This window comes from Roseomonas nitratireducens (assembly GCF_017813355.1).
GTDB lineage: Bacteria > Pseudomonadota > Alphaproteobacteria > Acetobacterales > Acetobacteraceae > Neoroseomonas > Neoroseomonas nitratireducens.
Map to the genome: position 1 here is coordinate 88,529 of NZ_JAGIYZ010000007.1, position 24,107 is coordinate 112,635.

Annotated in this window: 29 protein-coding genes; 14 read left to right on the forward strand and 15 right to left on the reverse strand. The window is 71.6% G+C overall.

Translation table 11 applies throughout. The annotated features are described in order from the left end of the window. The first annotated feature begins 39 nt into the window (after nucleotides 1-39). Nucleotides 40-681: an imm11 family protein gene (locus J5Y09_RS09160; protein ID WP_209351453.1), complete on the forward strand. Its 642-nt coding sequence runs from the start codon at nucleotides 40-42 to the stop codon at nucleotides 679-681. Nucleotides 682-754: 73 nt separating this feature from the next. On the opposite strand, the gene J5Y09_RS09165 is transcribed toward J5Y09_RS09160, so the two are convergent. The 3 genes from J5Y09_RS09165 to J5Y09_RS09175 all read right to left on the reverse strand — a co-directional run bounded on the left by J5Y09_RS09165 (nucleotide 755) and on the right by J5Y09_RS09175 (nucleotide 2,584). Beyond that, nucleotides 755-1,564 carry a GNAT family N-acetyltransferase gene (locus J5Y09_RS09165; protein ID WP_209351454.1) on the reverse strand — a complete coding sequence of 270 codons (810 nt, stop codon included), beginning with the start codon at nucleotides 1,562-1,564 and terminating at the stop codon, nucleotides 755-757. Then, nucleotides 1,561-2,061, reverse strand: coding sequence for a Fur family transcriptional regulator (locus J5Y09_RS09170; RefSeq protein WP_209351455.1), 501 nt, complete (start codon nucleotides 2,059-2,061; stop codon nucleotides 1,561-1,563). Before J5Y09_RS09170 ends, J5Y09_RS09165 begins: the two co-directional genes overlap by 4 nt. 97 nt (nucleotides 2,062-2,158) lie before the next feature. Next, the gene (locus tag J5Y09_RS09175) at nucleotides 2,159-2,584 is read right to left on the reverse strand and encodes a Ros/MucR family transcriptional regulator (RefSeq protein ID WP_198376955.1); all 426 of its coding nucleotides are present in this window, start codon (nucleotides 2,582-2,584) and stop codon (nucleotides 2,159-2,161) included. A gap of 163 nt (nucleotides 2,585-2,747) precedes the next feature. Between J5Y09_RS09175 and J5Y09_RS09180 the strand changes: the two genes are divergently transcribed. Next, nucleotides 2,748-2,936: a sulfurtransferase TusA family protein gene (locus J5Y09_RS09180; protein WP_408904053.1), complete on the forward strand. Its 189-nt coding sequence runs from the start codon at nucleotides 2,748-2,750 to the stop codon at nucleotides 2,934-2,936. Here the strand turns inward: J5Y09_RS09180 and J5Y09_RS09185 are convergent. Both J5Y09_RS09185 and tsaB read right to left on the reverse strand, forming a co-directional pair. Continuing rightward, entirely contained in the window at nucleotides 2,917-3,321 is a 405-nt protein-coding gene (locus tag J5Y09_RS09185; RefSeq protein ID WP_245216974.1) for a GNAT family N-acetyltransferase, read from the reverse strand. The two genes, J5Y09_RS09180 and J5Y09_RS09185, sit on opposite strands and share 20 nt — an antisense overlap. A gap of 53 nt (nucleotides 3,322-3,374) precedes the next feature. Continuing rightward, entirely contained in the window at nucleotides 3,375-4,037 is a 663-nt protein-coding gene (gene tsaB / locus J5Y09_RS09190; protein WP_209351457.1) for a tRNA (adenosine(37)-N6)-threonylcarbamoyltransferase complex dimerization subunit type 1 TsaB, read from the reverse strand. A 117-nt stretch (nucleotides 4,038-4,154) separates the two neighbouring features. Here tsaB and J5Y09_RS09195 point away from each other — a divergent pair, with 117 nt between their 5' ends. Continuing rightward, nucleotides 4,155-5,123: a tripartite tricarboxylate transporter substrate binding protein gene (locus tag J5Y09_RS09195; RefSeq protein WP_209351458.1), complete on the forward strand. Its 969-nt coding sequence runs from the start codon at nucleotides 4,155-4,157 to the stop codon at nucleotides 5,121-5,123. A 37-nt stretch (nucleotides 5,124-5,160) separates the two neighbouring features. Here the strand turns inward: J5Y09_RS09195 and J5Y09_RS09200 are convergent, their stop codons facing one another. Beyond that, nucleotides 5,161-5,820, reverse strand: coding sequence for a dienelactone hydrolase family protein (locus J5Y09_RS09200; RefSeq protein WP_209351459.1), 660 nt, complete (start codon nucleotides 5,818-5,820; stop codon nucleotides 5,161-5,163). 39 nt (nucleotides 5,821-5,859) lie between these two features. On the opposite strand from J5Y09_RS09200, the gene J5Y09_RS09205 reads away from it, so the two are divergent. Continuing rightward, a complete protein-coding gene (locus J5Y09_RS09205) occupies nucleotides 5,860-6,036 on the forward strand; it encodes a DUF4169 family protein (protein WP_209351460.1) in 177 nt (58 codons plus the stop codon). Further along, the gene (locus tag J5Y09_RS09210; RefSeq protein WP_209351461.1) at nucleotides 6,033-6,440 is read left to right on the forward strand and encodes a RidA family protein; all 408 of its coding nucleotides are present in this window, start codon (nucleotides 6,033-6,035) and stop codon (nucleotides 6,438-6,440) included. The genes J5Y09_RS09205 and J5Y09_RS09210 overlap by 4 nt, the downstream gene beginning before the upstream one ends. On the opposite strand, the gene J5Y09_RS09215 is transcribed toward J5Y09_RS09210, so the two are convergent. The 4 genes from J5Y09_RS09215 to petA all read right to left on the reverse strand — a co-directional run bounded on the left by J5Y09_RS09215 (nucleotide 6,434) and on the right by petA (nucleotide 10,580). Continuing rightward, a complete protein-coding gene (locus tag J5Y09_RS09215; protein ID WP_209351462.1) occupies nucleotides 6,434-7,765 on the reverse strand; it encodes an acetyl-CoA hydrolase/transferase family protein in 1,332 nt (443 codons plus the stop codon). The genes J5Y09_RS09210 and J5Y09_RS09215 overlap by 7 nt on opposite strands. Nucleotides 7,766-7,981: 216 nt before the next feature. Further along, nucleotides 7,982-8,752 carry a cytochrome c1 gene (locus J5Y09_RS09220; protein WP_209351463.1) on the reverse strand — a complete coding sequence of 257 codons (771 nt, stop codon included), beginning with the start codon at nucleotides 8,750-8,752 and terminating at the stop codon, nucleotides 7,982-7,984. A 2-nt stretch (nucleotides 8,753-8,754) separates the two neighbouring features. After that, complete coding sequence (locus tag J5Y09_RS09225) at nucleotides 8,755-10,023, reverse strand: cytochrome b (RefSeq protein WP_209351464.1); 1,269 nt, start codon at nucleotides 10,021-10,023, stop codon at nucleotides 8,755-8,757. Between the two features lie 11 nt (nucleotides 10,024-10,034). Then, nucleotides 10,035-10,580, reverse strand: a complete 546-nt coding sequence (petA, locus tag J5Y09_RS09230; protein WP_209351465.1) for a ubiquinol-cytochrome c reductase iron-sulfur subunit — start codon at nucleotides 10,578-10,580, stop codon at nucleotides 10,035-10,037. A 197-nt stretch (nucleotides 10,581-10,777) separates the two neighbouring features. Here petA and hemF point away from each other — a divergent pair, with 197 nt between their 5' ends. The 6 genes from hemF (at nucleotide 10,778) to J5Y09_RS09260 (ending at nucleotide 16,691) form a co-directional block, all read left to right on the forward strand. Then, nucleotides 10,778-11,689, forward strand: coding sequence for an oxygen-dependent coproporphyrinogen oxidase (gene hemF / locus J5Y09_RS09235; protein ID WP_209351466.1), 912 nt, complete (start codon nucleotides 10,778-10,780; stop codon nucleotides 11,687-11,689). A 102-nt stretch (nucleotides 11,690-11,791) separates the two neighbouring features. Then, a complete protein-coding gene (locus J5Y09_RS09240) occupies nucleotides 11,792-12,244 on the forward strand; it encodes a (2Fe-2S)-binding protein (RefSeq protein ID WP_209351467.1) in 453 nt (150 codons plus the stop codon). An 11-nt stretch (nucleotides 12,245-12,255) separates the two neighbouring features. After that, nucleotides 12,256-14,490 carry a xanthine dehydrogenase family protein molybdopterin-binding subunit gene (locus J5Y09_RS09245; RefSeq protein WP_209351468.1) on the forward strand — a complete coding sequence of 745 codons (2,235 nt, stop codon included), beginning with the start codon at nucleotides 12,256-12,258 and terminating at the stop codon, nucleotides 14,488-14,490. Nucleotides 14,491-14,623: 133 nt separating this feature from the next. Continuing rightward, on the forward strand, nucleotides 14,624-14,983 hold the full coding sequence (locus tag J5Y09_RS09250; RefSeq protein ID WP_209351469.1) for a helix-turn-helix domain-containing protein: 360 nt from the start codon (nucleotides 14,624-14,626) through the stop codon (nucleotides 14,981-14,983). Continuing rightward, entirely contained in the window at nucleotides 14,983-16,116 is a 1,134-nt protein-coding gene (locus tag J5Y09_RS09255) for a benzoate/H(+) symporter BenE family transporter (protein WP_209351470.1), read from the forward strand. The genes J5Y09_RS09250 and J5Y09_RS09255 overlap by 1 nt, the downstream gene beginning before the upstream one ends. Then, complete coding sequence (locus J5Y09_RS09260) at nucleotides 16,104-16,691, forward strand: DUF2585 family protein (RefSeq protein WP_342451446.1); 588 nt, start codon at nucleotides 16,104-16,106, stop codon at nucleotides 16,689-16,691. Before J5Y09_RS09255 ends, J5Y09_RS09260 begins: the two co-directional genes overlap by 13 nt. 18 nt (nucleotides 16,692-16,709) lie before the next feature. Here the strand turns inward: J5Y09_RS09260 and J5Y09_RS09265 are convergent, their stop codons facing one another. Both J5Y09_RS09265 and J5Y09_RS09270 read right to left on the reverse strand, forming a co-directional pair. Continuing rightward, the gene (locus tag J5Y09_RS09265) at nucleotides 16,710-17,669 is read right to left on the reverse strand and encodes a tripartite tricarboxylate transporter substrate binding protein (RefSeq protein WP_209351471.1); all 960 of its coding nucleotides are present in this window, start codon (nucleotides 17,667-17,669) and stop codon (nucleotides 16,710-16,712) included. 127 nt (nucleotides 17,670-17,796) lie between these two features. Next, nucleotides 17,797-18,231, reverse strand: coding sequence for a MaoC family dehydratase (locus tag J5Y09_RS09270; protein ID WP_209351472.1), 435 nt, complete (start codon nucleotides 18,229-18,231; stop codon nucleotides 17,797-17,799). 60 nt (nucleotides 18,232-18,291) lie between these two features. Between J5Y09_RS09270 and J5Y09_RS09275 the strand changes: the two genes are divergently transcribed. From J5Y09_RS09275 to J5Y09_RS09285, 3 genes are read left to right on the forward strand one after another with little or no spacing between them, the layout of a single operon-like run. Continuing rightward, nucleotides 18,292-19,293, forward strand: coding sequence for an NAD(P)-dependent oxidoreductase (locus tag J5Y09_RS09275; protein WP_209351473.1), 1,002 nt, complete (start codon nucleotides 18,292-18,294; stop codon nucleotides 19,291-19,293). Continuing rightward, the gene (locus J5Y09_RS09280; protein ID WP_209351474.1) at nucleotides 19,290-20,309 is read left to right on the forward strand and encodes a Gfo/Idh/MocA family protein; all 1,020 of its coding nucleotides are present in this window, start codon (nucleotides 19,290-19,292) and stop codon (nucleotides 20,307-20,309) included. The genes J5Y09_RS09275 and J5Y09_RS09280 overlap by 4 nt, the downstream gene beginning before the upstream one ends. Continuing rightward, on the forward strand, nucleotides 20,306-21,082 hold the full coding sequence (locus tag J5Y09_RS09285; protein ID WP_209351475.1) for a shikimate dehydrogenase family protein: 777 nt from the start codon (nucleotides 20,306-20,308) through the stop codon (nucleotides 21,080-21,082). Before J5Y09_RS09280 ends, J5Y09_RS09285 begins: the two co-directional genes overlap by 4 nt. Here J5Y09_RS09285 and J5Y09_RS09290 read toward each other — a convergent pair. The 3 genes from J5Y09_RS09290 to J5Y09_RS09300 are packed head-to-tail and all read right to left on the reverse strand — an operon-like array spanning nucleotide 21,061 to nucleotide 24,105. Further along, complete coding sequence (locus J5Y09_RS09290; RefSeq protein ID WP_209351476.1) at nucleotides 21,061-22,578, reverse strand: tripartite tricarboxylate transporter permease; 1,518 nt, start codon at nucleotides 22,576-22,578, stop codon at nucleotides 21,061-21,063. The two genes, J5Y09_RS09285 and J5Y09_RS09290, sit on opposite strands and share 22 nt — an antisense overlap. A gap of 4 nt (nucleotides 22,579-22,582) precedes the next feature. Further along, nucleotides 22,583-23,101, reverse strand: a complete 519-nt coding sequence (locus tag J5Y09_RS09295; protein WP_209351477.1) for a tripartite tricarboxylate transporter TctB family protein — start codon at nucleotides 23,099-23,101, stop codon at nucleotides 22,583-22,585. Further along, the gene (locus J5Y09_RS09300; RefSeq protein ID WP_209351478.1) at nucleotides 23,101-24,105 is read right to left on the reverse strand and encodes a tripartite tricarboxylate transporter substrate binding protein; all 1,005 of its coding nucleotides are present in this window, start codon (nucleotides 24,103-24,105) and stop codon (nucleotides 23,101-23,103) included. Before J5Y09_RS09300 ends, J5Y09_RS09295 begins: the two co-directional genes overlap by 1 nt. Nucleotides 24,106-24,107 lie beyond the last annotated feature (2 nt).

The following is a 24,107-nucleotide window of genomic DNA, read 5'->3' on the forward strand; positions in this document are numbered from 1 at the left end:
CTATCGTTTGGGTACCGGGAGGGGGAGTTGGGGGATCCAATGGCGGCGATCATCGCGTTCTCGGACGATCCGCGATTTTCGCCGGACGTCCGCGGGGCACCAAAGGAGGGGCCGGGCGCTGGCGTGCTCACCGACACCGCCTACGAGCGATGCCGCTGGCTCGGTATGGACTTCGGCAACAAGGGCGTCCGCTTCGATGCGGGCGATGTGAAGACCGAGTTCTGGCTTACATCACGGCAGAAGACGCTCGCCGACTTTCTTCCGGTCGTGGCCCGATGGGGCATCTCGGCAGAATTCCGGGAGGTGGTGGAAGCTTTCGAGCCTGGGCTGCACCAGTTCTTCCCGATCATCATCCGCCGGCCCAATGGCAAGCCGATCGAGCGGCTTGATGGGCGGGAAGTCGCGCCGGGCCAGTACTTCATCATGAACCCGCTGGTGCGCATCAACTCGTTGTTGCCCGAGGAATGCATCGGCAAGCAGGGACAGCGCCGCAAGACCCTGAACGAGGTGCTGCGCACCGTCGACGACCTGTGCGTCTCGCGGGCGGTGATCGCGGGCCGACACCTGTGGGTGGATGCGTACTTTGGGGGAGGTGAACTCTTCGTCTCGGACGCGTTCCTCGCCGCCGTCGAGAAGAAGGGGCTAAAGGGCTTTCGCGTGCAGAAGGTGCGCGAGGCGTAGTGCCCGCCCCCAACAGACAAAAAAGGTTGAGGGGGGGGCCAGGGGGGAGAAGTTCACTTCTCCCCCCGCCCGCCTACGCCTCCCGCACCTTGCGTTCGTAGTGCCGGTAGTACTTGTCCGTGATCTGGTCCGTCTTCACCAGCACCGCGACGTCGGTGGTGTTGAACTGCGTGTCCAGCACCGCCCCGTCGCCGACGAAGCCGCCCAGGCGGAGATAGCCCTTCACCAGCGGCGGCAGGTCCACCAGCGTGCGCTTCACGTCGATCGTCGCCGGGTCCTTGCGCAGCATCGGCACGTAGCGTTCCGGCAGGGCGCGCGGGCGGATCTCCTCCGGCGCCATGTGGTTGGCCGCGAGGTAGGTGAGCTGGTCGCCCAGCGCGTCGAGGTCCGTGCCCGGCAGCGACGCGCAGCCGAACAGGATGGCGATCTTGTGCTTGAAGACGTAGGCCGCGATGCCGCCCCACAGCAATTGCAGCGTGCCGCGGGTGCGATAGGCGGCATCGACGCAGGACCGGCCGCATTCCACCAACTCGCCCTCGAAGGCGATGATGCGGGAGATGTCGTATTCGGCGGCCGAGTACCAGCGCCCGAGCCGCGCGGCGGCGGGCCGGCGGATCAGCCGGTAGGTGCCGACGACGGATTTCGCCCCTTCGCCCTTGTCGTGGTCGACCACCAGCAGGTGGTCCGCGACGGCGTCGAAATCGTCCCGGTCGCGATGCGTCGCCGCCGTCGCGGCGTCCGGATGCGCGCCCATTTCCTCGTAGAAGACGCGGTAGCGCAGCGCCTGCACGGCATCGATCTCGGCCGCGTCTACGGCGAGGCGCACGCCGAGATTGCCGGAGCGGAGTTCGCCGAAGCCGGGGTCTGCGTCCAGGTCGCTCATGCGTCGCGCGCCTCGCGCCGGCGCGGTGCCGGGCTGGGGGTAGGGTCGGGGTCGATCTTCCGGCCGAACAGTTCCAGCCGCTGGCCGACGAGCGAGAAGCCGAGTCGGCGCGCCATGGCGCGGGCCAGGGCCTCGAACTCCTCGTCGGCGAATTCGATCACCTTGCCGGTGTCGACATCGATCAGGTGGTGGTGCTGGCCGCGATCCGCGGGGTCGTAGCGCGCGCGTCCGCCGCCGAAGTCGCGCCGTTCGAGGATGCCCTTTTCCTCGAGCAGCCGGACGGTGCGGTAGACGGTCGCGATCGAGACCTTGTTGTCGAGCGCCAGCGCGCGGCGATAGACGTCCTCGACATCCGGATGGTCCTCGGCCTCGCTCAGGACGCGCGCGATAAGGCGGCGCTGCCCTGTCATCTTCAGCCCCTGCTCGATGCAGAGCCTTTCGATGCGCGACGCGCCCTGGTCCGGCGCGTCAGGCCGAGGCTTGGTGCGGGTCTCCATGCGGCGGTCGTCGCCCCGTTGTCATGCGGCGCCCATCCCGGCGCGGCGGCGGACCATACGCCCGCCGGCCGTGCCGGGCCAATCCCCGTGGGGTGGGTCAGCCCTTGCCCTTGCCGCGCGAGCGCGGGGTGGTGCCGAGGCCGATCTTCTTCGCCAGCGAGGAACGGTGCTTGGCGTAGTCGGGTGCCACCATCGGGTAGTCCGCCGGCAGGCCCCAGCGTTCGCGGTACTGGTCGGGCGACATGTTGTAGGCGGTCTTGAGATGCCGCTTCAGCATCTTCAGCTTCTTCCCGTCCTCGAGGCAGATCAGGTAGCCCGGCGTGATGGACTTCTTGATCGGCACGGCGGGCTGCGGCCGCTCGGGCTCCGGCGCCGGGCGCGTGCCCACGCCCGAGAGCGTGCGGAACACTTCCTGGATCAGCCCCGGCAATTCGCTGGCGGGGACGGGATTGTGCGACACATGCGCCGAAACGATCTGGGCGGTGAGCCCCAGAAGTTCCGAACTCGGATTCGACTCGGCCATTCGACATGCCCCCCAAAACCATGGCAATGCGGCCTTCTAGCCACCATCCCGACAAGCCGCAATTGCGGGAGAGATAAAATAGATGAAAGCTCGGTCATTTCTTGTCGGTGGCGAAGAATTCCAGGCGGATTCAAGCCTGGACATCACGGGCGAGACTTGCCCCATGACATTCGTTCGCGTGCGCCTGGCGCTGGATCGTCTCGCCCCCGGGCAATCGCTCGAAGTCCTGCTCAAGGGCGAGGAGCCACGCCGCAACGTCCCCCGCACCGCCGCCGAGCAGGGCCATGCCGTGCTGGCGGCCGAGGAGGGGCCGGGCGGCCTGCTCCGCCTTCTCATCCGCCGGGGCGGGTGAGGTCGATCCGCAGCACCAGCGCATCCGATCCGTCGGCGTAGTAGCGCCGCCGCCGCCCGGCCTCCGCCGCGCCGAGGCCCGCATAGAGCGCGCGCGCGGATGCATTCGCCTCCGAAACCTCCAGGAAGAGGTCCGCCGCGCCGCGCCGCGCCGCCTCGGCCATCAGCGCGCGCATCAGGGCGCGGCCGAGCCCGGCGCGCCGGGCGTCGGGCCGGACCGCGATCGTCAGCACCTCCGCCTCCCCCGCCGCGGCGCGGCCTAGCGCGAAGCCGGACGGCGCATCCCCCGGCGCGGCGACCAGGCCGAAATGGCCGGGCAGGGACAGCAGCAGGCCGATCGCCTCCGCCCCCCAGCGATCCGTGGGCGCGAAGGCCTCCGCATGCAAAGCGGCGAGCAGCGGCGCGGCCTCGGCGCCGATCGGCAGGATGGCCGCGTCGCTCAGGGGGAAGTTGCCCGCGGCTGGAGCGTGACGGCCGGCGGCTCCGCATAGAGCGGCGCGGCATCCCGTGGCGGCAATCGGCCGGCCAGGCGGCTGGCGGCGATGCGCGCCACGGCCGCGGCGTCCGGCAGGCCGGGCCGGGCCTCGGCCGCGTCGCCGCGCGCGGCGAGGGCGGCGGCGACCGCCACCGCGGCGTCGCCGAGCAGGATCAGCCCCGGCGGCGCCAGGGGGAGCGCATCGACGTGATGGATCGCCGGCGGGGCGGGGATGGCCGCGCCGGGCGCGAAGGCCTCGATCACGACCCGGCCGTGGCGGTGGTCCAGCACCGCCCAGACCGCGCCGCTGCCCGGTGGCAGCGCGGCCGCCAGGGCCTCGCCCGTCGTCACGCCGACCAGCGGCAGGCCGGCCCCGCGGGCGATGCCCTCGGCCAGCGCGATGGCCGCCCGCAGCCCGGTGAAGCCTCCGGGCCCGCCCCCCACCGCCACCGCATCGAGCGCCGGCGCGGCGAGGCCCGCGCGCGCCAGCACGGAGGCCGCCATGCGGGGCAGGAGGGAAGGGTGGCCGCGCGCGGCGTCCTCGGCCTCGGCCGCCAGCACCTCCCCCTCCGCCAGCAGGGCGGCGGAGCAGCGGGCGAGCGCGCCTTCGATCGCAAGGATCCTCATGCGCGCCGATTACGCCGCTTTCGGCCGCCGGTCACGACACGCCGGCGCTTCCGTTCCACGGCCGCCGCGCCCAGGATGGCGGGACTGGGACGAAAACGAACCGAGAAAGGGAACGCCATGACCATCACCCGCCGCGCGCTGGGCGCGACCGCGCTTGCGCTGCCTGGCCTTCTCGCCGGCCGCGGCGCCGGCGCGCAGGGCGCCTTCCCGACGCGCGCCGTGCGCATCGTCGTGCCGTATACGCCCGGGGGCGTCTCCGACATCACCGCGCGGCTCATCGCCGAGCCGCTCTCCGCCACCTGGGGGCAGCCCGTGCCGGTCGAGAACCGCGCCGGCGCGGATGGCGTGATCGGCACCGAGGTCGTCGCGCGCAGCCCGGCGGATGGCTACACGCTGGGCCTGGTCTCGGTCGGGCATCCGGTGAACGCGGCCTTCTACCGGCTGCCCTTCGACACGATGCGTGACTTCACCTTCGTGACGCAGACCACTGCCACGCCACTGGTGCTCTGCGCGCCACGCGCCTTCGCGCCGAACACGCCGGCCGAGTTGGTGGACCACGCGAAGCGCAACCCGGGCGTCACCTTCGCCGGCACCGGCGGCGTGGTGCGGCTCGCCCCCGTGCTGTTCGCGCAGCGCGCCGGCATCCAGCTGGAATACGTGCCCTATCGGGGATCGACCCAGGCGCATCCGGACCTGATCGCGAACCGCGTGAACATCATGTTCGACACGGTTCCCGCCGCGCTGCCGCACATCCAGTCCGGCGCGCTGAAGGCCCTGGCGACCACCGGCGCGCGGCGCAGCCCGCAGCTGCCCGACGTCCCGACCATGGCCGAGGCGCTGCTCCCGGGCTTCGAGGCCTCGACCTGGGGCATGGTGATCGCGCCGGCGAACCTGCCGCGGCCGGTGCTGGCGAAGCTCAACACCGACATCCACGCGGCGCTGCGCAACCCGACCGTGGTCGACCGCCACCGCACGCTCGGCGCCGAGATCGTGATGAACGATCCCGACACGATGCGCGCCTTCGTGCAGGCGGAGATGGAGAAATGGGGCACGGCGGCGCGCGCCGCCGGCATCCAGCCGCAGTGACGCGGCGGGGCGGGGCGGCGTGCCCCGCCCGCTCCGGTCAGAGATGCTTGGCGAAGAAGGCGAGGGTGCGTTCCTGCGCCAGCCGGTAGTCGGCTTCCACATAGGACCCGCGCTCGTCGCAGCCGAAGCCGTGGCCGCCGCCATAGACCAGCACCTCGACGCCCGGCTGGGCGGCGCGGATGGCGGCGACGTCGGTCATGGGGATGGAGGCGTCGGCCTCCCCGAAATGCAGCTGGACGGGGCAGCGCGCCACTTCGTCCTTGGCCGCGGCGATGCCGCCGCCATACCAGCCGCAGGACGCGGAGAAGGCGCTGGTGCGGGTCGCGGCATGCCAGGCGACGGTGCCGCCCCAGCAATAGCCGACGATGCCGCGCTTCGCCCCGCGCGGCAGGGCCGCGGCAGCGGCCAGCACGTCGAGCACGGTCAGCCCCGCGTCGATCTTGCCGCGCAGCTCGCGCCCCTGGGCGACGTCGGCGGCCTCGTAGCCGAGCTCGATGCCCGGGCCGACGCGGTCGAACAGGGCGGGCGCGATCACGGCATAGCCCTCGGCCGCGAAGCGGTCGCACACGGCGCGCATGTGGCGGTTCACGCCGAAGATCTCCTGCACCACGACAAGGGCGCGGGCGGCATTCTGCGGCCCGGCGCGATAGGCGGTCAGGCGGTGGCCGTCGGCGGCGGTCAGCGAGATGGTCGGCATGGCGTTTCCCCGGATGCGGTGGCGCGGTATCCTCGCCCCATGGCCGAGATCGTCAACCTGAACAAGGCCCGCAAGGCGAAGGCGCGGACGGAGGACGCCGCGGCGGCCGCCGCGAACCGGGCGAAGCACGGCCGCACCAAGGCCGAGAAGGCCAACGACGCCCGCGCCGAGGCGCGGCGCAAGGCATTGCTCGACGGCGCGAAGCGCGAGGAATGACCGGCACCGTCCACCACATTCTGGCGGGCTTCCCGCCTTCCGTCTCGCCTTCCTCCCACGCGGTGGAAGCGGATGGCTTCGTCTTCCTGACGGGGCAGTTCCCGCGCGACCTCGACGACCCCGAGGCGCCGCTGCCGGACGGGATCGCCGCGCAGACGACGCGGACCATGGGCAATCTCGCGCGCGCGCTCGGCGCGTTGGGGCTCGGGCTCGGCGACCTGATTTCCGTCCGGGTCTATCTCAGCGCCTTCGCGCGCGACTATGCGGCGATGAACGAGGCCTACGCCGAGGCCCTGCCGCCAGGCGGGCGGCCGGTGCGCACCTGCATCGGCGTGACCGGGCTGGTGCGCGGCGCGTTGATCGAGGTGGAGGCGGTGGCTAGGCGGCCGGCGCGCGGTCAGTAGAAGCGCGGGATCAGCCCCTTCGCCCGCGCCTCGCGCTCCAACCCTTCCCGGAAGTCGGGGTGCGCGAGGCCGATCAGCGCCTTCGCCCGCTCCGCCACCGAGCGGCCCTTCAGGTTCGCGATGCCGTATTCGGTGACGACGTACATCATGTCCGACCGCGGCGTCGTCACCACGTTCCCGGGTGTCAGTTCCAGCACGATGCGGCTCTTGCGGATGCCCTTCCGCTCATAGGTGGAGGACAGGCAGACGAAGGATTTCCCGCCCTTCGAGGCATAGGCGCCGCGCACGAACTGCAGCTGCCCGCCGGTGCCGCTGATGTGGCGGTGGCCGTCGCTCTCGGACGCCGCCTGGCCCTGCAGGTCGATCTGCGTCGTGTTGTTGATGGCGACCACGCGGTCGTTGCGCATGATGACGTCGGGCAGGTTCGTCGCTTCCACCGGCAGGCAGTGGAAGTCGGGGTTGCCGTCGATCGTGTCGTACAGCGCGCGGGAGCCGAGGGCGAAGGAATAGGCCGACTTGCCCGGATGCAGCTGCTTGCGCGCATTCGTCACGCGCCCGGCGCGGTAGAGCTCGGCCAGGCCGTCGGTCAGCATTTCCGTATGGATGCCGAGGTCCTTCTGGCCGGAATCGAGCAGCTGGGAGCACACCGCGTTCGGCATGCCGCCGATGCCGATCTGCAGGCAGGCGCCGTCCTCGATCTCGCTCGCGATCAGCCGGCCGACGGCGCGGTCCACCTCGGTCGGCGCGGTGCTCGGCAATTCCGCGACCGGCGCCCCGTCGCCCTCGATGATGAAGTCGACTTCCCCGGCATGGACGCCGTTCTGCTCGCCATGGCCCAGCGGGATGTTCGGGTTGGTCTCTACGATCACGACGCGCGCGCGCTCGATCACGGCGCGATGCCAGAGATTCGCGTTGCCGAAGTTGAAGAAGCCGTCCTTGTCGGCCGGCCGCGTCTTCAGGATGACGATGTCGATCGGATCGATGAAGCGACGGTAGTAGTCGGGAATCTCGCCGAGATTGACCGGGATGTAGTGGCTGATCCCCGCATCGTGCTTCTTCCGATCGTATCCCGAGAAATGCAGGCTGAACCACTGGAAGTGCTCGCCCGTCGGGTCGGCTTCCAGCACCGCGCGCGGGCGGACCGAAAGGCAGTTGCGGATGCCGACCCTGCTCAGTTCGGCCGAGCGGGCCGCGAGCGCGGCGTCGAAGACATCCGGCTGCGCGGTGATGGCGCCGTAGTCGAGCCAGTCGCCGGACTTCACCAGGGCGGCGGCTTCGGCGGCCGTGATTCGGCGCGGCGTCTTGCCGCCGGGATTGACCTTCATCTCGCGCTCCCTGTCGTTCCTGCCCGGCCTTCTGGGCGGCCGGGTCGCTCCTGCGGAAACTGGCAGGAATCCGCAGGCTGCGCCAAGTGGCACGGCAGCGCCGCCGCGCCATGCCCGCGCAAAGAAAAACCGGCCCGGGGAAGCCCCCGGACCGGCTGCATGCCGTCAGACCATCGGTGCCGGCGCGCGAGGCGGCCCCGGGGGGCCGCCGCCGCGTCAGTGCACGTCGGCCCAGACCTTCCGCTTCACGGCATAGGCGAGGCCGCCGAGGATCGTCAGGAACAGGATCACCTTCACGCCCATGGCGCGGCGCTGCTCGAGCTCCGGCTCGGCGGCCCAGGCGAGGAAGGTGGTGACGTCGCGCGCCATCTGCTCGACCGTCGCGGGCGTGCCGTCGGCATACTCGACCTGGTCGGGGTTGAGCGGCGCGGCCATGGCGATCTGGTGGCCCGGGAAGTACCGGTTGTAGTTCATGCCATCCATCATGGTCACGCCGGCCGGCGGGTCCTGGTAGCCGGTCAGCAGGGCGAAGACGTAGTCCGCGCCGCCGAGCCGCGCCTTGGTGATGACCGAAAGGTCGACCGGATAGGCGCCGTTGTTCGCCGCGCGCGCCGCCTGCTGGTTCGGGAAGGGGCGGCGGAAGCGGTCGGACGGGCGCCCCGGGCGCTCGAACATCTGGCCTTCGTCGTTCGGGCCGTCCACCACCGTGAACTGCGCCGCGATCGCCGCGACCTGCTGTTCCGTCAGGCCCAGTTCGCGCAGGTTGCGGTACGACAGCAGCCGCATGGAATGGCAGGCGGAGCAGACTTCCTTGTAGACCTGGAAGCCGCGCTGGGCGCTGGCGCGGTCATAGGTCCCGAAGATCCCGTCGAAGGAAAAGCGGGTGTCGGGGATCGCGATCGCTTCCCCCGCCGCGCGGGCGGGGGTGGGGGCGATGGCGAGCAGGCCGCCGAGGATGGCGAAGGCCTTCAGCGTGGAACGAAGCATGGTCAGGCCTTCTCCATCGGCTTCGCCGCGGCGCCGGCGGGCAGCGGGCCGCCGCCGAGGACGGCGCGCGCGATGCTCTCGGGCAGCGGCAGCGGACGCTCAAGGCGCCCGAGCAGCGGCAGGATCACGAGGAAGTACGCGAAGTAGTAGGCGGTCGCGAGCCGGCTGATCGTGACGTACGGCTCCTCCGCCGGCATGGCGCCGCAGTACATCAGGACGAAGAAGCAGACCGTCCACAGCAGGAAGGAGATGCGCGCGATCGGGCGGAAGCGCATCGAGCGGACCGGGCTGCTGTCGAGCCAGGGCAGCACGAACAGCACCGCGATCGAGCCGAACATCAGCAGCACGCCGCCGAGCTTGTCCGGCACCGCGCGCAGGATCGCGTAGAAGGGCAGGAAGTACCATTCCGGCACGATGTGCGCGGGCGTCACCAGCGGGTCGGCCGGGATGTAGTTGTCCGGGTGGCCGAGCATGTTCGGGACGAAGAACACGAGGCAGGCGAAGACGATGAAGTAGATCACCAGCCCGAAGCTGTCCTTCGCCGTGTAGTACGGGTGGAAGGGCAGCGTGTCCTGCGGGCCCTTGGGCTCGACGCCGAGCGGGTTGTTCGAGCCGGTGATGTGCAGCGCCACCACGTGCAGGAACACCACGCCGACGATCACGAAGGGCATCAGGTAGTGCAGGCTGAAGAAGCGGTTGAGCGTCGGGTTGTCGACGCTGAAGCCGCCCCACAGCAGGGCGACGATCCAGTCGCCGACCAGCGGGAATGCCGAGAACAGGTTGGTGATGACGGTGGCGCCCCAGAAGGACATCTGGCCCCATGGCAGCACGTAGCCCATGAAGGCGGTGGCCATCATCAGCAGGAAGATGACGACGCCGAGCATCCACAGCAGTTCCCGCGGCGCCTTGTACGATCCGTAGTACATGCCGCGCCAGATATGGATGAACACCACGATGAAGAACATCGAGGCGCCGTTCATGTGCACGTAGCGGATGAGCCAGCCGAAGTTCACGTCGCGCATGATCCGCTCGACGCTGTCGAAGGCGTAGGCGGTGTGCGGCGTGTAGTGCATCGCCAGGAAGATGCCGGTCGCGATCATGATCATCAGGTTGACCATCGCGAGCGCGCCGAAATTCCAGAAGTAGTTGAAATTCCGGGGAGTCGGGAAGGTCCCGTACTCCTTCTGCATCATCGTGAAGATCGGCATGCGCTGGTCGATCCAGCGCACCACCGGGTTCTTGAAATCGCTGTTGTGAAGACCGATCGCCATATCCGCGCTCCTCAACCGATCCTGATCTTGGTGTCGGACGTGAAGGCGTATTGCGGAACTTCAAGGTTCCGCGGCGCGGGCCCCTTCCGGATGCGGCCGGCCGTGTCGTAGTGGCTGCCGTGGCAGGGGCAGAACCATCCGCCGTAGTCGCCGCGGGCGTCGGTCGGCTTCTGGCCGAGCGGCACGCAGCCCAGATGCGTGCAGACGCCGAGCACGACGAGCCACTGGTCCTTCTGGACGCGGGCCTGGTCGGGCGCGGGGTCGGGCAGCTGGGAGACCGGCACCTCGCGCGCCGAGGTGATCTCGGCCGCCGAGCGATGGCGGACGAAGACCGGCTTGCCGCGCCACATCACCGTGACGGCCTGGCCCTCGACGATCGGGGCGAGGTCGACCTCGGTGCTCGCGAGCGCGAGCACGTCGCGCGCCGGCTGCATCGAGGCGATGAACGGCCACGCCACCGCGCCGACGCCCACCGCGGCGAAGGACGCCGTCACAAGGTTGAGAAAATCACGCCGCGGCGTACCGTCGGTCGCGGCAGCCCCGCCACTGTCAGCCATGCCTACCATCCCTTCCGCCGGCGCGCCTCGGGCGGCGTCGGCTGCATCGTCTCGACCCGGGGTGCCGCGAATGGCACCCGCCACGCTTGCGGGGGCGCGCACTGTCTCGCGCGCTGCCCACCCCGCGCGGCGGCCCTTATAAGGGTGGCTTGCGCGGGGTGTCCATGCCACCCGGCCCGACACTTAGGGAGCGTTACATGAATGAAGTGAAAACCGCCGGCCACATGGCCACCGCGCCGGCGGACCACCCCCTCGCCGGCCAGGCCCGCGCCTGGTTCGAAAGCCTGCGCGACCGCATCTGCGCCGCCTTCGAGGCGATCGAGGACGAGCTCGCCGCCGGCCCGCATGCCGGCGACCCGCCCGGGCGCTTCGAGCGCACCGCCTGGACCCGGCCCGAGGGCGGGGGCGGCGTCATGTCCGTCATGCGCGGGCGGGTGTTCGAGAAGGTGGGCGTGAACGTCTCGACCGTCTTCGGCGAGTTCTCCCCCGATTTCCGCAAGCAGATCCCGGGGGCGGACCAGGATCCGCGCTTCCTGGCGACCGGCATCTCCCTCGTCTCCCACATGCAGAACCCGCGCGTGCCGGCGGTGCACATGAACACCCGCTTCATCGTCACGACCCGGGCCTGGTTCGGCGGCGGCGGCGACCTGACGCCGATGTTTCCCGACAGCGCCGAGGCGAAGGAGGATGCGATCGGCTTCCACGCCGCCTACAAGGCCGCCTGCGACCGCGCCGACCCGGGCTACTACCCGCGCTTCAAGCAGTGGTGCGACGAATACTTCTTCCTGCCCCACCGCAACGAGCCCCGCGGCCTGGGCGGCATCTTCTACGACTGGCTCGGCGACCGCACGCCCGGCCACGGGCAGGAAGCCGACTTCGCCTTCACCAAGGATGTCGGCCTCGCCTTCCTGGAAGGCTACCTGCCCATCGTCCGCCGCCGCATGCACGAGGCCTGGACGCCGGAGGAACGCCGCGCGCAGCTGATCCGCCGCGGCCGTTACGTGGAGTTCAACCTGATCCATGACCGCGGCACGCTGTTCGGGCTCAAGACCGGGGGCAATGTCGAGGCGATCCTGATGTCCCTGCCCCCCGCCGCCGCCTGGCCGTGACACCGGCGCGTTTCGGCACGTAACCGGCCCGGCCTTCACACTTCCCCGGACGCCTTCCAGGCACCATCTTGCGCCGCAAGGACAGGGTGGCGGGGGCAGGCGATGCTCGAGATCAACGTCAACGGGCGCATCCACCGGGTTGAGGTCGAAGGCGACACGCCGCTGCTGTGGGTGCTGCGGGAACAGCTCGGCCTGACCGGGACCAAGTACGGCTGCGGCGTCGCGCAATGCGGCGCCTGCACCGTGCTGGTGGACGGGGAGGCGACGCGATCCTGCTCGATGACCGTCGAGGTCGCCGCGGCGCACCGGATCACCACCATCGAGGCGATCGAGGAGCATCCGGTCGGCCGCCGCGTCGTCGAGGCCTGGGTCGCCCACCAGGCGCCGCAATGCGGCTATTGCCAGTCCGGCCAGGTGATGGCGGCGACCGCGCTGCTCTCCGCCACGCCGAAGCCGACGCCCGAGCAGGTGCGGGAGGCGATGACGAACATCTGCCGCTGCGGCACCTACAACGCCGTCGCCGCCGCCATCGGCGCCGCGGCCGAGGCCGGCTGAGGGAGGCGGCGATGCGCATCGAGGACATGCTGCCCGAGGGCCGCCCCGTGAACCTCTCCCGCCGCGGGATGTTTGCCGCGGCCGGGGCGGGGCTCTTTCTCGGCCTCGCCCTGCCGGCACGACGGCCGGCGGCGCAGGGTTCCGCCGCGGCCGCGCTGCGGCACGCGACCAAGGTCGGCGTCTATCTCCGCATCGCGCCCGACGGCGTGGTGCACCTGCAGAACCCCTTCGTCGAGGGCGGGCAGGGGATCGATTCCGCCATCGCGCAGATCGTCGCCGAGGAGCTCGACGCCGACCCGGCGCGCTTCAGCGTTACCTGCGCGCCGGCGGGCGAGGATTTCCGCGTCATGCAGGGCGGCAACGCCCGCTTCACGGGCGGGTCCTTCTCCGTCCGCTCATCCTTCGCGCATTTCCGCACGCTCGGCGCCACCGCCCGTGCGATGCTGGTCGAGGCCGCGTCCGCGCGCCTGGCCGTGCCGGCCGGGACGCTGGCGACCGAGCCGGGCCGCGTCGTCCACGCCGCCACGGGTCGCGCGCTGGCCTATGGCGAACTGGCCGAGGCGGCCGCCGCGCTCGCCCCGCCGGCCAACGTGCCGCTGAAGGATCCCGCCGGCTTCCGCCTGATCGGCCGGCCGCAGCCGCGGCTCGATGTCCGCGCCAGGTCCACCGGCAAGGTCACCTACGCGATCGACGTGAAGGTCGATGGCATGCTGCTCGCCGCCGTGGTCCACGCGCCGCGCGCCGGCGCCCAGCCTGCCGCGGTGACGAACGAGGCCGCGCTGCGCGCCCTGCCCGGCGTGCATTCCGTCCATCGCCTGCCCGGCGCCGTGGCCGTCGTCGCCGACAGCTGGTGGCGCGCGAAGAAGGCCGCCGACCAGGCGCAGATCGCGTGGGCGGCGCTGCAGGGCCCCGTGATGGCCGAGGATTTCTCCCCTGCGGCCATGCTCGACCGCCTGAAGGCCGCCGCCGGCACGCCGGGCAATACGGCGGAGGAAGCGGGCGACCTCCGCGCCGCGCTCGCCGGCGCGGCGCGCGTGATCGAGGCCGAGTACGACGCGCCCTACCTCGCCCATGCTCAGATGGAACCGGCCTCCGCCACCGCGCGCTTCAACGCGGATGGCTCGCTCGATGTCTGGGTGCCGAACCAGGCGCCGGATTTCTTCCGCGCCAGCGCCGCGCGCGCCGCGCAGCTCGAACCCGAGAAGGTGCGCATCCACTCCCCGCCGCTCGGCGGCTTCTTCGGCCGGCACTTCGCCTATGGGCCGGCGAACGCGCATCCGCAGGCGATCCTGCTCGCCAAGGCAACGGGACGTCCGGTGAAGGTGATCTGGAGCCGGGAGGAGGAATTCGCCCGCGACGCCTATCGCCCACTCTCCTTCGCCACCTTCCGCGCCGGGCTCGACGCGGCCGGGGAGATCGTCGCCTTCCAGGCGGCGGGCTATGGCGAAGGTCCGATCGCGCGGCATTTCGGCGCCGCGCGGCTCGGCAACCCGCCGGTCGACGGCTCGGTGATGGAGGGGCTGACCGGCAAGCCCTATCGCTTCGCGGCCAAGCGCGTGGAATTCGTGCCGGTGCCCCATCCGCCGGGGGTCAATCTCGGCTTCTGGCGCTCCGTCGGGCATTCGATGAACGACTTCTTCTTCGAATCCTTCCTCGACGAGATCGCCGCCGCGGCGAACCGCGATCCCTTCGCGCTGCGCATGGGGCTGCTTGCGCATTCCGAGCGGCACTGCGCCCTGCTGCAGGCCGCGGCGGACCTGTCCGGCGGCTGGCGGCGCGGGCCATTCACCGCCGCCGACGGCACGCGCCGCGCGCGCGGCGTCGCCATGGCATCGCCCTTCGGATCGGAGGTCGCGACCATTGCCGAGGTCTCGGTGCATGAGGGTGAGGTCGTCGTGCACGACCTCTGGGTCGCGATCGACCCGGGGCGCGCCGTGAACCCGCGCACGATCGAGGAGCAGGTGCAGTCGGCCGCGGCGATCGGGCTTTCCTCGGCACTCATGGAAGCGATCGGCTTCGAGCGCGGCGAGGTGACGACGCGCAACTTCGACACCTACCAGGTGCTGCGGCGGGACCGGATGCCGCGCGTGCACACGCGCATCGTCGAGAGCGACGCGCCGATGGGCGGCGTGGGCGAGCCCGGCACGCCGGGCGTGCCGCCGGCGGTGGCGAACGCGGTATTCGCGCTGACGGGGCAGCGGCTGCGGAGCATGCCGTTCGACCGGACGCGGTTGTCGGGGGCTTGAAGGTCGGGGGAGGGGAACCTCCCCCGAGCCCCCTCCCTTTTCTGTCCGTTGGGGGCTGACCCCGGAAGACAAAGAAGGTTGGGGGGTGCGGGGGGAAGTTCCCTTCCCCCCGCCCTTTCTCCATAACGCCTGCATGACCCCCTTCGGCGCCCGCCTGCGAGCGCTGCGCGAGCAGCGCGGCGTGACGCTGAAAGACCTCGCCGCCGCGCTCCAGGTCTCGGCGGCCTATCTCTCCGCGCTGGAGCATGGCCGCCGCGGCCGGCCTTCCGCGGGCCTCGTCCACCAGGTGAACGAGTTCTTCGGCCTGATCTGGGACGATGCGGAGGAGCTCGCGCGCCTCGCCCGGCAATCCCATCCGCGCGTCGTGCTGGACACGGCGGGCCTCGCGCCGGAGGCGACCGAGCTCGCCAACCGGCTGGCGCGCGAGATCCGGCAATTGAGGCCGGAGGACATCACCGCGCTCGCTGCCGTGCTCGACCGGGCGGTGCGCTGATGCAGGCGGTCTCGGCCGGGTTGCTGGCGGGGTTCGTCGGCTTCGCTTCCTCCTTCGCCGTGGTGCTGCAGGGGCTCGCGGCGGTGGGCGCCTCCCCGGCCCAGGCGGCCTCTGGGCTCATGGCGCTGTCGATCGCGATGGGCCTCGCGGGTATCGTGCTGTCGCTGAGGCTGCGGCTGCCGGTCAGCGTCGCCTGGTCGACGCCGGGGGCGGCGCTGCTCGCGGCCACGGCCGCGCCGGCGGGCGGCTTCGCCGAGGCGGTCGGCGCCTTCCTGCTCTGCGGCGCGCTGCTCACCATCGCCGGGCTGTGGAAGCCGCTCGGGCGCGCGGTCGCGGCGATCCCGGCACCGCTCGCGAATGCCATGCTGGCGGGTATCCTGTTCACGCTCTGTCTCGCCCCGGTGCGCGCGGTGGCGGAACAGCCCGTCGCAGGCATCGCCATCATCCTCGCCTGGGCGGTGATGGCCCGTGTCAACCGGCTGCTCGCCGTGCCGGCGGCGGTCGCCGTCGCGGTCGGCGTCATCGCGGCATCGGCGCCGATGCCGATGGAAGGATGGGTGCCGCGGCCGGAACTCGTGGTGCCGGACCTGTCCTTCGCGGCCGTGACGGGCATCGCGCTGCCCTTGTTCATCGTCACCATGGCGTCGCAGAACATCCCGGGGCTCGCGGTGCTCTCGGCCAATGGCTACCGGCCGGAAGCGGGGCCGCTGTTCGCGACGACGGGCGCCTTCAGCCTGCTGTCCGCGCCCTTCGGCGCGCATGCGGTGAACCTCGCCGCGATCACGGCGGCGCTGTGCGCGGGGGATGGCGCGGGGCCCGATCCGGCGCGGCGCTGGGTGGCGGCGGTGGTGGCGGGCTGCGTCTACGTGCTGTTCGGGCTGCTGGCCGGGGCGGTGACGGTCTTCGTCGCGGCGGCGCCGCCGGTGCTGATCCAGGCGGTGGCGGGACTTGCCTTGCTCGCACCCTTCGGCGGCGCGATGCTCGGCGCGGTGCATGCGCCGCAAGGGCGGGAAGCGGCGCTGGTCTGCTTCGTGGTCACGGCCTCCGGCGTCGCCTTCCTCGGCATCGGCGGGGCCTTCTGGGGATTGCTCGCGGGGGGTGGGATGATGCTGCTGGCGCGGTGGCGGGCGTGATGGCGGCGTGGCTGCCATGGGCGGCGATGGGCGCGATCCTGGCAGGCGTGGCGGCGACGCAGTTCGCGATCGGGCGGCTGTGGATCTGCGCCTGCGGCTATGTCTCGCTGTGGCATGGCGATGTCTGGTCGTCGGGCAATTCGCAGCACCTGACGGATTGGTACACGCTGTCGCACCTCGCGCACGGCTTCGTCTTCTATGCCCTGCTGCGCTGGCTGCGCCCCGGCTGGTCGGTGGCGTGGCGCGCGGTGGCGGCGCTGGTGATGGAAGGGGCGTGGGAGGTGGTGGAGAACACCTCCCTCATCATCGATCGGTATCGGGAGGTGACGGCCTCGCTCGACTACTACGGCGACAGCATCGTCAATTCCTTCGGCGACGGCGTCGCGATGCTGGCCGGCTTCTTCCTGGCCGCGCGGCTGCCGGTCCTGGCCTCGGTCCTGCTCGTGATCGGGATGGAGGCGCTCGCGGGCTGGATGATCCGCGACAACCTGCTGCTCAACGTGGTGATGCTGCTCTGGCCGCTCGAGGCGGTGCGGGAGTGGCAGATGCAGGGTGCGCCGCCCGGCGCGAGGTGAACCGGGCGGCGCTGAAGGTCAGGCCCGCCAGGGCTGGCGGCGCCAGAGATCCGCATACTGCCCCTGGACGCGCCGCATGCGCGCTTCCCAGGTGGCGCCGGGCTCATAGTTGGGCTCGATGAACTGCGCCTCGAAGGTCGCGCGCGTCGCGGGATCCTCCGCCGCTTCCTTCGCGGCCTCGCGCAGGCGCTCGAGGATGCCGGCCGGCGTGCCGGCGGGCACGACGATGCCGCGTTCGGAATACATCTCGATCTCGAGGCCCATGCTGCGGAAGGTCGGCGTCTCCGGCGCGAAGCGGCTGCGCGCCGCCCCGCCATGGGCGATGTAGCGCATGCCCTGCGGCGCCGGCGCGTATTCGCCGATGGAAACGGTGTTCGCGGCCACCTGCCCGCCCATCAGCGCCGTGCGCTGCTGCGGCGCGCCGTTGAAGTGCACCAGCGTGAAGCGCGCGCCGGTCGCCTGTTCCAGCATCACCATCAGCAGGTGGTCGTCGGTGCCGATGCCGGAGGTGGAGATCGTCAGCTCCTCCGGCCGTTCGCGCCCCATGCGCACCAGGTCGGCGAGGTCGCGGATCGGCCCGTCCGCCTTCACCATCAGCCCGGTCGGGTCGGTCATGATGTTGCCGACGAAGGCGAAGGAATCGAGCGTGTACTGCGCCCGCCGCTCCACTGGCACGGTGACGAAGGAGGGCATGTTGGTCAGCCCGATCACATGCCCGTCGGGGCGCGAGCGGGAGACGTAGGTCAGCGCGATCTCGGAGGACGCGCCCGGCCGGTTCACCACCGTGACGGGCTGGCCGAGCCGCGGTTCCAGGTGGCGGGCAAACAGCCGCGCCACGATGTCCGTCCCGCCGCCGGCGGCGAAGCCGACGACGAACTCGATCGGCCGGTCCGGCCGCCAGGGCGCCGCGATCGCCGGGGCGGCGAAGGGCGTGGCGAGAAGGGCGCCGAGGGCGGTGCGGCGGGTCAGCATGGTCATGCGGGTCTCCCGAAGAACGTGGCCGCAGATGTGCCCGTTCGGGTCCCGCCGTGCAGGAGTCTTTGTGCGTCGAGGCGCGTGAAGCGGCAAAGATCTCGACAGGTTTCGGCGTGATTTCGTGAAGGATTTACAGCGCCGCGACCCACTTCATCACGTGTCGGCCGGCGAGCACCGTCTCCCCGCGCTGGTTCAGCACCTCGATCCGGCTGTCGCTGCGGCGTGCCGCGGCATCGAGCGCTTCGACCACGTAGCGCGCCGTCAGCGTGTCGCCGATGAAAGCGGGCCTGAGGAAGCGCACGCGGTCATAGCCGAGCGAGGCCGGCGTGCCGTCCGTCCCCGCCGCGATGCTCCGCTGCGCGACCATCGAGGCGCAGGTGGAGCAAAGCCCGAGGATCAGCGCCCCATGCGCGATGCGCGCGCCGAAGGCCGTACCGCGCGCATACGCCTCGTCCATGTGCAGCGGATCGAAATCGCCGGTGATGGCCGCGCAGAGCGCGATGTCCATGTCCGTGACCGTGCGCGCGAAGGACACCGCATCCCCGACCTCGAGCCCGAAGCGCATCGGCGGTTTCCTTCCCGTGCGGAGAGGATAGGCTGCGCGCGACGGGGGAAGGAAGCCATCATGCTGCGCGTGTTCCTGGCGCATACGCCGGAGATGTTCGAGGGCTACTACGGCGCGCGCGCCCTCGCCGCGCTGGAGCGACATGCGGAAGTGGTGCGCAACCCGGGCACCGCCGTGCTGTCCGGCTCGGCCCTCGCGGACGCCGCCCGAGGCTGCCAGGCCATCGTCGCGGACCGCGCCACGCCCGGCACGGCCGAGACCTTCGCCGCGGCGCCGGACCTCGTCGCCTTCCTGCGCGTCGCGGTCGACATCAGCACCATCGACGTCGCGGCGGCGAGCGCGGCCGGGGTGCTCGTCACGCGCGCGACGCCGGGCTTCGTGGACAGCGTCACAGAACTCGCCCTCGGATTCATGGTCGATCTTGCCCGCGACGTATCGGGCCATGTGCAGGCCTATCGGCGCGGGGAGGAACCGGTCGGGCGGATGGGCCTGCAGCTCTCGGCAGCCACCCTCGGCATCGTAGGCTTCGGGCGGATCGGGCGGCGGCTGGCGGAGGTCGCGCTCGCGCTCGGGATGCGCGTGCTGGTCGCCGATCCCTTCGCGACGATGGAGGACCCGCGCATCGCGCGGCTGCCGATGGATGCGCTGCTGGCGGAGTCCGACATCGTCGTCTGCCTCGCCATCTCCGACGCCGCGACGCGGAACCTCTTCGACGCGGCGGCCTTCGCGCGGATGAAGCGCGGCGCGCGCTTCATCAACCTCTCGCGCGGGGAGCTGGTGGAGGAGCAGGCGCTCGCCGTCGCGCTCGATGCCGGGCATCTCTCCGGCGCGGCGATGGATGTCGGGCGTGCGCAGGACCAGCGGCCTTCCGCCTTTCTCGCGCGCCGGCCGGACGTGATCGCCACGCCCCATGTCGGCGGCATGACGCCGGAGGCGATGGAGCACCAGGCGATGGACACGGTGCACCAGGTCGCCGCCCTCGCCCGAGGCGAGATGCCGGCGGGCGCGGTGAACGCGGCGGCGGCGCACCGGCTCGCGCGCATCGGCGTGCGCGCAGCATGATCGGCGTCGGGATCATCGGGCTCGGCATGGCGCTGAAGCCGCATGCGCTGGCGCTGCGGGACCTCGCGGCGGCGGGGCGCGTGCGCGTGCTGGGCGGTGCGGCGCGCTCGGCCGAACGCCGCGCCGCCTTCGCCGCCACCTGGGGCTGGCCGATCTTCGAGAGCGCCGAGGCGCTGCTCGCCGCGCCGGGCCTCGACCTGGCGCTGATCCTGACGCCGCCCGCGACGCATCTGCCGCTGGGAGAGGCGGCGCTGGCCGCCGGCCATCACATCCTGGTCGAGAAGCCGGTCGAATGGGACGGGGAGCGGGCGGGGGCGCTGGACGCTGCCGTGCGCGCGGCGGGCCGGGTCGGCGCCGTGGTGTTCCAGCACCGCTTCCGCCCGGCCGCGCTGCGGCTGAAGCAGGCGGTCGCGGATGGCGCGCTGGGCGACCTCCTGTCATGTTCCGCCAGCATCCGCTGGTGGCGCGACGATGCGTATTTCGCAACGCCCGGACGCGGCACCAAGGCGCGCGACGGTGGCGGCGTGCTGCTGACCCAGGCGATCCACACGCTCGACCTGCTGCTGCATCTCGCCGGCCCCGTGGCCGGGGTGCGCGGCATCGCGCGCACATCGCCGCTGCGGGCGATCGACACGGAGGACATGGCCGTGGCCGCGCTGCGCTTCGGCAATGGCGCGATCGGCGCGGTGGATGCCACGACCGTCGCCCGCCCCGGCTTCCCCGAACGCATCGAAATCGCGGGCACAAGGGGTAGCGCGGTGCTGGCCGCCGAGCGGCTCGACCTGCACGTCGCCGGTCGCGCGCCGGAGGTGATTGACCATGGCAGCGCGGGCGGCGGCGGCGCCGACCCCATGGCCTTCGACCATGGCCCGCACCGCGCGATGATCACCGAGGTGCTGGACGCGATCGAAGCGGGCCGCGCGCCGTCGAACGGCATCGCGACGGGCCTGCCCGTGCAGCGCCTGATCGAGGCCTGGTTGCGCGCGAGCGCGAGCGGGCGGGAGGAATCGCCGTGAGCATCGGCAGCGCGACGCGGCTCTTTGGCATCCTCGGCGACCCGGTCGCCGTCGTGCGCAGCCCCGCCTGGTGGAACGCGCTCTTCGCGCGGATCGGCCGCGATGCCGCCTTCGTCCCGCTGCAGGTGAGCGCGGCCGACCTGCCGCGCGCCTGGGCCGGGCTGACGGCGATCGGCAATGTCGACGGGCTGGTGCTGACCATGCCGCACAAGCAGGCGGTGCTGCCGCTGCTCGACGCCGTCGGGCCGTCGGCGCGGCTGACCGGTGCCGTGAACACGGCCCGCCGCCTGCCGGACGGGCGCTGGGAAGGCGACATGTTCGACGGGGAGGGCTTCGTCGCCGGCCTGCGCGCGCGCGGCATCGCGCCGGAAGGCCGGCGCGTGCTGCAGAAGGGCTGCGGCGGGGCAGGGCGCGCCATCGCCTTCGCCCTGGCGCGCGCGGGCGTCGCGTCGCTGGCGCTGGAGGATGCGGTGCCGGGCCGCGCCGCCGCGCTTGCCGCGGAGGTGGCCGCGGCCTTTCCCGCGGTCGCGACCGCGGGCGCGCCCGACCTGCTGGTCAACGCGACGCCGCTCGGCCTGGCACCGGGCGATCCGCCGCCCTTCGACCTCGCGGCGCTGTCGCCGGCGGTCGCGGTGGCGGATGTGATCCCGAACCCGGAGGTCACGCCGCTGATCGCCGCGGCCCGCGCGGCGGGCTGCGCCACGGCCACCGGGCGCGACATGTTCGAAGGCCAGGCGATCCTGGCCGCGGCCTATTTCGGCATCGCCGCCTGAGGGCGGCGGAACAGCCCTCGCACCCGGTCGGCCACCGCCGGGATCGACCAAAGCAGCGCGATGAGCGTCAGCGCCGCCAGCACCGCGCAGATCGGCCGGGTGAAGAAAGGCGTGAGGTCCCCGTCCGAGATGACGAGGCCGCGCCGCAGCGACTTGTCCATCAGGTCCCCCAGCACGAGGCCGAGGACGAAGGGGGCCGCGTGGTAGCCGAAGCGGCGCAGGAAGAAGATCGCGACGCCAACGCCGATCATGGTCCAGACGTCGAACAGCCGCTGCGCGATGGCGAAGGACCCCACGGTGCACAGCACGAAGACGCAGGGCATGATGATGGTGCGCGGGACCGTCAGCACCTTGAGCAGCGGGCGGACCAGGAACAGGCCGAAGAACAGCATGGCGATGGTGGCGTAGACGTTCATCGCCACCACCTCGTAGACGAAGGTGGGGTTCTCGATCATCAGCATCGGACCGGGCCGGACGCCGTGGATGATCATGGCGGCGAGCAGCACCGCCGCCGGGGCGGAGCCCGGGATGGCGAGTGCCAGCGCCGGGATGATGCCGCCGGGGATCGAGGCGTTGTCGCCCGTCTCGGCCGCGATCAGCCCTTCGACGCTGCCCTTGCCGAACTTCTCCTTCTCCTTCGATGCGCGCTTCGCGGCGGCGTAGGAGGACCAGGCGGCCATGTCCTCCCCCACCCCGGGCAGGATGCCGATGTACACGCCGATCACGCCGGACCGCAGGATGGTGCGCCAGTAGCGCACCACGTCGCCGAAGCGCGGCAGGATGCTGTCGACCGCGTGGACCTTGGGGCGGGAGAAGCGTTCGCTCATCACCGTCAGCACTTCCGCCGCGCCGAAGGCGCCGACCAGCGTCGGGATCAGCGACAGCCCGCCGGCGAGGTCGGTGCTGCCATAGGCGAAGCGTTCATGCGCGTGGATGCCGTCCTGGCCGATCTGCGAGACGAACAGGCCGAGGATGCCCATGATCCAGCCCTTCAGCGGATCCGTGCCGGTGATCGAGCCGGACATCATCACGCCGAACAGGCAGAGCCAGAAGAATTCGTAGGACTGGAAGGTCAGCGCGACCTCGCCCAGCGCCGGCGTCAGGATGGCCAGGCAGACGATGCCGAAAAGCGAGCCGACGACCGAGCCCGTGGTCGCCACGCCCATCGCGCGCCCCGCCTGGCCCTGGCGCGCCAGCTGGTAGCCGTCCAGGCAGGCCGCCGCGTTCGCCGCCGTGCCGGGGATGTTCAGCAGGATCGCGCTGCGCGACCCGCCATAGATCGTGCCGACATAGGCGCAGATCAGGATCAGGATCGCGTCGTTCGGCGGGAGCTTGATCGTCAGCGTCGTCAGCAGGCTGATCGCGAGCGTGGCGGACAGCCCCGGCATGCAGCCGACCAGGATGCCGAGCAGCGTCGCGCCGAAGGTGTAGGCGATGTGCCGCGGCTGGAGGAAGGAGGCGAGCGCGCCGCCGAGGAGTTCGAGGCCTTCGAACATCGCGTCAGGGCAGTCGCACCAGGAAGACCTCCTGGAACACCAGCGTGACAAGCGCCGCGGCCACCGCCGCGATCAGCGCCGCCTGCGCCGCGCCGCGAGCGAGCGTGCCCGCGGCGCGCCGGTCCGGCCATTCGAACAGCAGGATGGCGAGGAACAGGAAGACGAAGGCCGCCGCCCAGAAGGGCAGGCCGCTCCCGACGAGCCCGCCCGCGAAGCCGAGGCAGAGCAGCAGCGACAGCGCGATCCGCCAGGGCTCGTCCGTGCCGTGCGTCGGTTCTGGCGGCGGTTCCTCGAGGCCGAGCAGGTCCTGCTCGACCGGCATCTCGCTCGGCGGGGCGCGCCGCGCGGCCAGCACCACCCCGAACAGCGCCAGCACGATGCCGAGCAGCCCCGGCACCAGGCCGGGGACCGTCCAGGGGTTGATGTGCTGCTGCTCGAGCCGGTCCATCCGCCAGGATTCAAAGACGATCGCCGCGCCGAGCACCGTCCAGAACAGGCCGAACAGGCGGTCGGCGGACAGCATTACAGCCGCTGGATCCCGACCGTGTCAGGGGAGACGCGCGCCGATCCGCCGTCGAAGTAGAGCCAGGCGGTCTGGCGCACCATGATCCAGGCGGCGTCGAAGGCGGCCTGGCCGTGCAGCGGGCCGAACACCGCCGCGCGCGCCGCGGCGTAGTCCTTCAGCCGCTGGCTGTCCTTCACCCGCGTCTCCCACACCTGGGTCATGGCGGCGATCACGTTGTCCGGCACGCCCTTCGGCGCCCAGATGCCGAAATAGTTGAGCGGCGTCGGGATGTTCGGCAGCCAGCGCTTGATCGAGGGAATTTCCCCGAAGCCCTGCAGCGTGATCGGCGTGTCCGCCTGCACCGCGAGCGGGATCAGCCGGCGGCCGCGGATCATCTCCGCCATCTCGACCAGCAGCTGCGCGACGACCGGCGTCTCCCCCGCCACGGCGGCCAGCACGGCGGGGTTGCCGCCATCGTAGGGCGCGTTGCGGTAGTTGACGTTGGGGGCGGCGGCGCGGATCGCCTCCATCATGTTGCGCCCGGCCGAGGACTGGCCGGCGGTGGCGACGGCGATGTCGCGCCGCGCCTGCAGCGCCTGCAGCAGCTGGCCGAAGTCGCGATAGCCCGAGCCCGGATTGGCCGCGACGGTGTTGACGTTGGCGACGGTAAAGAACAGGTGCCAGTCTGCCAGCGCGGTGTCGAGCAGCCCGAGCACCTTGTAGCAGCCGAGATCGACCGCCGCGCCGGCGGCCCAGGTGTAGCCGTCCTTCGCCGCCTGCATCGCGTTGCGCGTGCCGATGGAGCCCGAGGCGCCGGGCTGGTTCACCACGACGAAGCGCTGGCCGAAGGCTTCCTCGAGCTCGGTCGCCACGATGCGCGCCATCTGGTCGGTCGATCCGCCGGCTGCCCAGGGGACGATGACGGTCACCGGCCGGTCGGGCCGCCAGGCGGCCTGCGCGCGCAGCGTCGCGGGGGCGGCGATGCCGGCGGCGCCGGCGGCGAGGAGATGCCTGCGGAGCATGT